Origin of the sequence: Paenalcaligenes niemegkensis (genome assembly GCF_022230885.1) — a bacterium.
GTDB classification, from domain to species: Bacteria; Pseudomonadota; Gammaproteobacteria; order Burkholderiales; family Burkholderiaceae_B; genus Paenalcaligenes; species Paenalcaligenes niemegkensis.
In genome coordinates this window covers 346,950-352,949 of the sequence record NZ_JAKGCT010000002.1, presented here as the reverse complement: position 1 = coordinate 352,949, position 6,000 = coordinate 346,950, and the positions used below count along the sequence as shown (strand labels likewise).

General features: G+C 46.5%; 5 protein-coding genes. 3 read left to right on the top strand and 2 right to left on the bottom strand.

Features of this window, described 5'->3' with window-relative positions; genetic code table 11:
• Positions 1 to 598: 598 nt before the first annotated feature.
• A complete protein-coding gene (locus L1889_RS03440; protein WP_238663875.1) occupies positions 599 to 1,207 on the bottom strand; it encodes a hypothetical protein in 609 nt (202 codons plus the stop codon).
• Positions 1,197 to 2,267, bottom strand: a complete 1,071-nt coding sequence (locus L1889_RS03435; RefSeq protein WP_238663874.1) for a DUF262 domain-containing protein — start codon at positions 2,265 to 2,267, stop codon at positions 1,197 to 1,199. Before L1889_RS03435 ends, L1889_RS03440 begins: the two co-directional genes overlap by 11 nt.
• Before the next feature lie 1,042 nt (positions 2,268 to 3,309).
• Here L1889_RS03435 and L1889_RS03430 point away from each other — a divergent pair.
• Genes L1889_RS03430 through L1889_RS03420 form a run of 3 tightly spaced genes read left to right on the top strand, consistent with a single transcriptional unit; the run spans position 3,310 to position 5,804 of the window.
• Positions 3,310 to 4,320 carry a methionine ABC transporter ATP-binding protein gene (locus tag L1889_RS03430; protein ID WP_238663873.1) on the top strand — a complete coding sequence of 337 codons (1,011 nt, stop codon included), beginning with the start codon at positions 3,310 to 3,312 and terminating at the stop codon, positions 4,318 to 4,320.
• Complete coding sequence (locus tag L1889_RS03425) at positions 4,317 to 4,982, top strand: methionine ABC transporter permease (RefSeq protein WP_238663872.1); 666 nt, start codon at positions 4,317 to 4,319, stop codon at positions 4,980 to 4,982. Before L1889_RS03430 ends, L1889_RS03425 begins: the two co-directional genes overlap by 4 nt.
• Before the next feature lie 33 nt (positions 4,983 to 5,015).
• Positions 5,016 to 5,804 (top strand): MetQ/NlpA family ABC transporter substrate-binding protein, encoded by a 789-nt coding sequence (locus L1889_RS03420; RefSeq protein WP_238663871.1) that lies wholly within the window; start codon positions 5,016 to 5,018, stop codon positions 5,802 to 5,804.
• Positions 5,805 to 6,000 lie beyond the last annotated feature (196 nt).

The following is a 6,000-nucleotide window of genomic DNA, read 5'->3' as shown; positions in this document are numbered from 1 at the left end:
GGTCGGCCTTTTTTATGCCCGGCAGTCGGGTAAAGCGGAAGGGCGCTGAGAGGTAGAGCTAAAACAGGAAAAGGCAGCTGCAGCCGAGAGGGAGAAAGCACGTGCTATTGAAAACGAAACTGCGTCTATGTCTGATGACGCTATTGCTGACGAGCTTAAGCGTAACTGGGTGCGCAAGTAGCGGTGGCAGCTTCTGCGATACTGCTCGGCCTATTTATTACGAGTCAGACGAGCAGGTTGATCAGACGCCTGCCGGGATCAATCGGCAGGTGAGGGAGCATAATAGGAAGTTTAGGAAGGTGTGTGGTTTTGGCTGAATGGGCTAGTCGGACGTCCGGTTTAGTCCCACAGCGGATTATCGACTGTGGCAGAGATCGACTAAAAGAGGTCGCTTAGGGGATAAATAAATCTGTTCCCTTTTACTCTTTTATGCAGCTTGAGGTCTGACTGGATTACAGCAAAGCGAGATAGCAGCGATCATTTGACGGAGCGTAACAGCTGGCTGCAGTCGCTCCAATTTAACGCTGGCTTGGCACTTGTCAAGACAGGGTGTAATCTTTATCCACCGCCTGAAGTAAGCTGATCGCCCTGGGTGGGCTTAGACAATCTGCTGAGCTATAGTCTTCATAAACGCCGGCCACTCCTTGTACCTCTGAACTCCTGATGGAGTGTAATCAAAAGCTATCTGAACCACTGAGATTTTACCTGAGGAGCTCGTCATTGATTGACGCCGCAACGTGACGGCTGAGTTTTTAGACTGATGGGCAATATAGTTTCTCAAAAAACGCATCTGATCTAGTGGCCACGGCGTAACACCAAGATAGCCTGAGATAGCAGTCAAGTTTGATAGCTGCAATCGTGTTGCTGCGTCGATAGCTTTGGTTGAGTGACTCCACTCAGGCTCGCGACCGCGATTTTTATTTTTAAAAGTGGAGAGGAGCGTATAAAGAGCCTGCTCTCTAGTTTTGGGCGGATTGAGCAATTTGGAAAACACTCGTCCGCTGGTATCTTGATATTGACCTGTGGCGCTATCTAAAATTAACCTTCTGATAAAATGCTCCCATTCGATCTGAAGCTGTACAAGGTATTTTTCGAGTGCGTGCACCTCGCGTTTTGCAAGTACTCTTTTGGCAGCGAGTTCGTCTATCTCTCTCTCAATAAAAGAAAGCCTCTGTTTTAATCTAGCGTAATGACGATTAAGCTGCATAGTTACTAAGCTCATTAACTAAGAGCTGGAATCTTGGTTTTCTAGAAGATATACGATGCGTGGTACTTTTGCTGGCGTTGATAAATTCAGCGTATCGACCATCCGCATCTTCATTATTGTGCTCTGATTCAAACTCTTGAGATATGTTGGTTAGTATTTCTATGGCTTTTTCCCAGTTGATGCCCTTTCCCTTATGTTGCTCGACACCTACCGTAATCCGAGTATCCGGAAAACCGTATTTAAGATATGTCACTGCTGCAAATAGGACAAGAAAATTAGGGCTATCAAAGAAAATTGTTTCCGAAAAATCGCTCTCGAAATTTTTAATAATATCTTTTAATACGATATCGATCTTATTTCTAATAGGCGTAAAATATTCTTCTGATTCGGTTTTCTTACTTTTATAAAATTTAGTTATTAGGGGCTCGCCACCATCGCCGAAACCAAGATCTAAAGTCATGAAAAATTCAGCCATAAGAGAGACGTTCTTCATTCGCACGCTTTCTCTAACGGATATGATTCCGAGATTATTCCAAAGATATGTCCACTCTCGGGCCGCATCATAAATCGCCCACTTTATAGGTTCATTGTACTCTGCATGTCTAAGCTCTGCTGGTGTGACTTTTACGCTGTAAGAGTTTAATCTGGCAAAAATTTCCAACACCATGGAGTTGTCGGCATTAATAAGTTGAACGCATGGTATTTTGTAAGATAAGAAAACTTCTTGATCAGAAACGTCTAAGTCTGTATATGTTTTGCCTTTGAATTGTGGAGACTTGCTGGATAGCCTAAGTTTCCCAGAAGCAAACTCAAGTATCGTCCTGAGTCGCTGCTGGCCGTCCACAACCTCTCGTGTCATTGTCTGAGTCGTAGCATCAATTTTCGTTCTAAAAAATACTTGAGGCATCGGCAGGTCGTTCAAAATCGTGTCAACTAAGAAAACTTTCGCGCTAGAAGTCCAAACAGACCCGCGCTGAAACTCTGGTGATAAGTTCAACTGTTTCTTTTTATGCCATTCGATAAAGTCAGAAACGGTATAGGTTTGGGGTGTGCTAGCCATATTTTTCGTCCGTAATATTGATGCAAATGCTTTATAGAAAAATCATTATGCCGTCCCTAGTTTTTTCGGCTCTTGATTGGTCACGGCAGACTAAGGAGGCACTCGGGGAATGCCCGCTTTGGTCGATGCCGATCATGCTACCGTTATACCATGTCCGTTACTTAATGAAATGTTATGAGAGGGGCAGACGCAAAAATGCCTGCACGATGGCAGATATGGTTTGACCAAAACTTGCCCAAAGTGCCTCAAAAATGACCTAAATAGGGCATATATGGGTTAAGATTGCAGATGTGATTGTCACTGCAAGGTGTTGATAAATAATAGAAATTAGCTTGTTTCTATTTTGGGTTGCTAAGACTTTTAATCCGTTGGTCGCGCGTTCGAATCGCGCACGACCCACCAATCGAATTCAGCAGTAAACACAGCAGTACAAGAAACTTAGGCCGCTAATTTAGCGGCCTTTTTCTTTTGGGCTTGCTGCCTCGCAGCAGCGTCCTTTATTCAATTAGTGTATGTGTTGAATCCTGTGTGTTCAGGGATGCAGCCTATACCCTTCGCAATTTCCCCATTTACATTTTCGATGCAACCAGATGGCGTGGCAGGTTGTGCAGCGAACCTTTTTCTCTACTTTTTCGTCCTGCGTTTTTACATAGTCTCCATCGGCGCGCAAGTAGGGATGCGCTTGGGTACCAGAGACAGCGACAGGCATATTGAGACATTGGTCGCAGAGCGCACGAGTAGCAATGGCTTGCATAAATATTCTCTCAAAAAAAATGGTTGTACACTTATCTTAACCCTCTATTTGTTATTTTGCGTTATTTTGTGTCTTTTTGTTAGGATTATGAAGAATGTGGCCCAGGAGCCGCCAATCAGGTTAAATAGCTAATGCTTGTATGTGCGGCAGGCTCCACCAAGATTTTGTCTACGATAGTTTAGTTATAACTAACATCGGTTTCATTTGAACTCTTATGATAAATTCAACTTTTTCTCAGTCCGCATTGATGTTCGGGCCGAGCAATGACGATTCTGGCGGTCCCTTAATTTGATTACGCTTGAAAGTATCAACAAAACCTATACCAGTGGCGGGCGAATGGTCTCCGCATTACAGAATGTGAATCTACACATTCGAAACGGTGAGGTGTTTGGCATTATTGGCCGTTCGGGGGCAGGCAAAAGCACGTTAATACGAATGCTTAATCTGCTGGAACGTCCCAGTTCAGGCGTGGTTTCCTTTCAGGGAAACGAGATATCGGCGTTAGGCGAAGATGAGTTACGTCCTGTACGGCAGAAGATCGGTATGGTCTTTCAGCATTTCAATTTGCTGCAGTCCAGCACCGTACTTGATAACGTGTGTTTCCCTTTAAAGCTTGCAGGGTTATCCAAGGCCGCCATGCACGAGCGGGCGAATGAGGTTTTGGCTTTAGTGGGTCTGGATGAGCACTTGCACAAATACCCGCGGCAGCTCTCGGGCGGGCAGCAACAGCGTGTAGGTATCGCTCGAGCCTTAGCCAATAAACCGGCATTATTGCTCTGCGACGAGGCCACTTCAGCACTTGACCCGGAGACCACCCAGTCTATTTTGCGTTTGCTGCGCGAAATTAATCAAAACCTCGGGCTGACCATTGTGTTGATCACGCACAGTATGGATGTAATACGTGCCGTCTGCGATCGGGTGGCTGTCATCGAGTCCGGTGCTGTGGTTGAAAGTGGGGATGTCATCGATGTGTTCTTGCACCCCCAGAATACCGTGACTCAAACCTTGCTTGCCGAGAGCGGCATTGATGCCGAAGGCTGGCAAGAGATGGCTCCAGGGGTGCAGGGTATGCTGTTACGCCTGAGTTTCAAAGGCGATGCTACCTCGCAGCCTTTGATTAGCCGAGTCAGCCGTGAGCTAAATCTTGATATCAGTATATTGCAGGGCTCGGTCAGTCGAATCAAGGGTACACCCTACGGCCAGCTGGTGGTGGCGGTGCAAGGAGCCGATGAGGATCAGAAGCGGCTGGCACAAACACTGCTTTCTATGAATGTGCAGAGCGAGGTGTTAAGGACATGATGTGGGACGGCATTGACTGGTGGCAAATTATCGAAGCTACCCGGGACACCATAGTAATGGTGGGTGCGTCGTTGTTCTTTACGGTGCTTTTAGGCTTGCCATTGGGGGTTTGGCTGTTTTTAACCGGTCCGAATCAACTGCTGGCAAATCGGGGCGTCTATCAAAGCCTGTCCCTGGTGGTCAATGTTTTGCGGTCCATGCCGTTTATCATTTTGCTGATTTTAATGATTCCGCTTACTCGCCTATTGGTAGGAACGGCTTTGGGAGTGGTGGGGGCGATTCCGCCTTTGGTAGTCAGTGCGGCTCCATTTTTTGGGCGTCTTATCGAGAATTCGCTAAGGGAATTAAGCCCAGGCGTGTCTGAAGCCTGCAGGGCAATGGGGGCGAACGCCAGGGAAACCGTGCTTATGGCACTATTGCCTGAGGCCAAGACCGGTGTGGTTGCTGCGGTTATCGTCACGGCAATTACCCTGGTGGGCTATTCGGCGATGTCGGGGGTGGTAGGCGGCGGGGGCCTGGGCGATTTAGCCATGCGATATGGCTATCAACGCTACCAAACCGATATTATGGTCGTAACTGTTTTGGTTTTGATTGTATTGGTGCAGTTGATGCAGGTTTTTGGCGATAAGTTGGTTTCTTATCTGACACGAAAAATTTCTTAAATTCGTCTTTAATTGTGCTCTAAGGAGTCTGGTATGTTGTTCAAAAAAATTGTTCCGGTAGTCTTGCTGGCTACAGCGCTAGGTTTAAGCGCTGCTGCCAATGCTGAAAAACTGAGTATTGCAGCGACTCCAGTGCCTCATGCAGAACTGCTGGAGTTCATCAAGCCAGCTCTAGCCAAGCAGGGTGTCGAACTCGACATCAAGGTGTTTACCGACTATGTACAGCCCAACCAGCAGGTGTGGGATGGGGCTATCGATGCTAACTTTTTTCAACATCAGCCCTATTTGGATACCTTTAACGCACAGCATAAAACCGAGCTGGTGGCTGTAGGGCAGGTTCATGTTGAGCCCTTCGGCGCTTACTCAAGAAAGATAAGCAATATTGATGAATTGAAAGACGGAGCTCTGGTTGCGCTTCCTAATGATCCTTCCAATGGTGCCCGGGCGTTATTGTTGTTGCAAAAGCAAGGTCTGATTACCTTAAAAGACCCCACTAATATTCTGGCGACAGCGCGGGATATAAGCGAAAACCCCAAAAATTTAAAGTTTAGGGAAATTGAGGCTGCCACATTGCCACGCGTTTTGCCGGATGTAGACCTAGCGCTTATTAATACTAACTATGCGCTTGAAGCCGGTTTAAGCCCAGTTAACGACGCACTGATTATCGAGGGGGCTGAATCGCCTTATGCTAATTTAGTAGCGGTAAGCGCCAAGAATGCCGGCTCGGAATCGGTTAAAAAACTGGTTAGCGAACTGCAAAGTGAGGCGACGCGCACGTTTATCAACGAAAAGTATCAGGGTGCAATTGTTCCTGCTTTTTAAGTGTGGGTCGGAGAAAATAGAAAAGGGCGATGGATAGTTAATCATCGCCTTTTTTATGGTTCTTTAGGTCGATCAGTTTCTTCAGCACATTGGCTATCGCTGGCAGGGCCGCGAATGCCATTATTGCTACTTTTTTATGCGGATTTACCCGAGTTTTGGGCTTGCTTTGCCTTAGTTTGAATCCGTTTAGCAGCTA

Bases quoted from the DNA above. Each gene is read 5' to 3' on its own strand.
- L1889_RS03440 (WP_238663875.1), bottom strand. From the start codon at position 1,207: ATGCAGCTTAATCGTCATTACGCTAGATTAAAACAGAGGCTTTCTTTT.
- L1889_RS03435 (WP_238663874.1), bottom strand. From the start codon at position 2,267: ATGGCTAGCACACCCCAAACCTATACCGTTTCTGACTTTATCGAATGG.
- L1889_RS03425 (WP_238663872.1), top strand. From the start codon at position 4,317: ATGATGTGGGACGGCATTGACTGGTGGCAAATTATCGAAGCTACCCGG.
- L1889_RS03420 (WP_238663871.1), top strand. From the start codon at position 5,016: ATGTTGTTCAAAAAAATTGTTCCGGTAGTCTTGCTGGCTACAGCGCTA.